Below are 1,389 nucleotides of genomic sequence, written 5' to 3' on the forward strand. Positions count from 1 at the left end.
AAATAGCCCGCGCCCGTGGCCTTCATCGCCTCCACCTGACCCCAGTCGATCTCCTCGATCTCCTCGGCGAGCAGCTTGCCGACGAAGCCGATCGAGTAGAGGGTCAGGGTCAGGATCCCCGCCAGGGGGCCGAAACCCACCGCGGCCACGAAAAGGATGGCGACGATGACCGGGTGAAAGCTGCGCGAAATGATGATCACCGCCCGCCCCAGCAGATAGACCGGCAGCGGCGCGACGTTGCGTGCCGCCATCACCGCAAAGGGAATCGACAGCAGCACGCCCAGCAAGGTGGCCAGCACGGCGATCTGCAGGCTCTCCTTGAAGCCGGTGAGCAACAGATCGAAACGCTCGAAGCTCGGCGGGAAGCCCCCACCGAAGATCCGAGCCGCCCGCGGCAGGCCCTGGCTGATGCGCTCCCAGTTGAACGGCAGGCTGCCGAAGGCCCAGACCAGATAGACGACCAGGACCGCCAGCAGGCCGTAACGCAGCAGCGGATTGGCGATGAAGGATGGCTTGCGCCAGGTCCTGGGGGTCGTCCCGGCGCCGTCAGAGGGGGTCATCGGTCACCTCTATCTTCTTCGCGTTCTTCTTCGCGGTCTGGGCAGGTTCAGCGGTAATCTCATCGTCGGGCGCCTCGATGCCGCCATAGATGGCATCCAGCGCCTCCTTGTAGAAGTCGGCGGGGGGCCCATCGAAGATCATCTTTCCATGGCGCAGGCCGACGATGCGCTCGGTATAGGTCTTGGCCTGGGCCACGTTGTGGATATTGATCAGCACCGGCAGCGACAACTCGCTGGCCAGGCTCTGCAGCAGCATCATGATCTGTTCGGAGGTACGCGGGTCCAGCGAGGCCGTGGGTTCGTCGGCGAGCAGCACTTCCGGCTCCTGCATCAGGGCCCGCACCACGCCGACGCGCTGGCGCTCGCCGCCGGAGAGTTCATCGGCCCGCTTGTTGGCATACTGGGCGATGCCCACACGCTCCATGAGAGTGAAGGCGCGCTCGATATCCTGGGGGGGATAACGCCTCGTGATGGCCTGGAAGAGGCTGACATAGCCAAGCCGACCGGCCAGGACATTCTCCATCACCGTCAGACGGTCGATCAGGTTGAAGCCCTGGAAGACCATGCCGATCTTGCGGCGGGCCTTGCGCAGGGTGCTGCCGCGCAGGCTGACGAGTTCCATGCCATTGAGCCGGATCGAGCCCGAGGTCGGCTCCACCAGCCGGTTGATACAGCGCAGCATGGTGCTCTTGCCGGCACCCGAAGCGCCGACGATGGCCACCACGCTGTTGTCTTCCACGACCAGATCCAGCCCCTGGAGGACGGGCTCGTCATGGCCGTATCGCTTGATCAGGTTGGAAATTTCAAGCATCGCGATTCCAGGTTGACA

Annotated in this window: 2 protein-coding genes; both read right to left on the reverse strand. The window is 64.2% G+C overall.

What is annotated here, in order from left to right:
- The coding region (locus ACESMD_RS12610; RefSeq protein ID WP_372613685.1) for a PhnE/PtxC family ABC transporter permease at positions 1–560 on the reverse strand (560 nt) is incomplete at its 3' end.
- Positions 547–1,371 carry a phosphonate ABC transporter ATP-binding protein gene (gene phnC, locus ACESMD_RS12615; protein WP_372613687.1) on the reverse strand — a complete coding sequence of 275 codons (825 nt, stop codon included), beginning with the start codon at positions 1,369–1,371 and terminating at the stop codon, positions 547–549. The genes ACESMD_RS12610 and phnC, both read right to left, overlap by 14 nt.
- Positions 1,372–1,389 lie beyond the last annotated feature (18 nt).

The organism is Halomonas sp., from assembly GCF_041689495.1.
In the GTDB taxonomy this organism is placed as follows: Bacteria; Pseudomonadota; Gammaproteobacteria; order Pseudomonadales; family Halomonadaceae; genus Halomonas.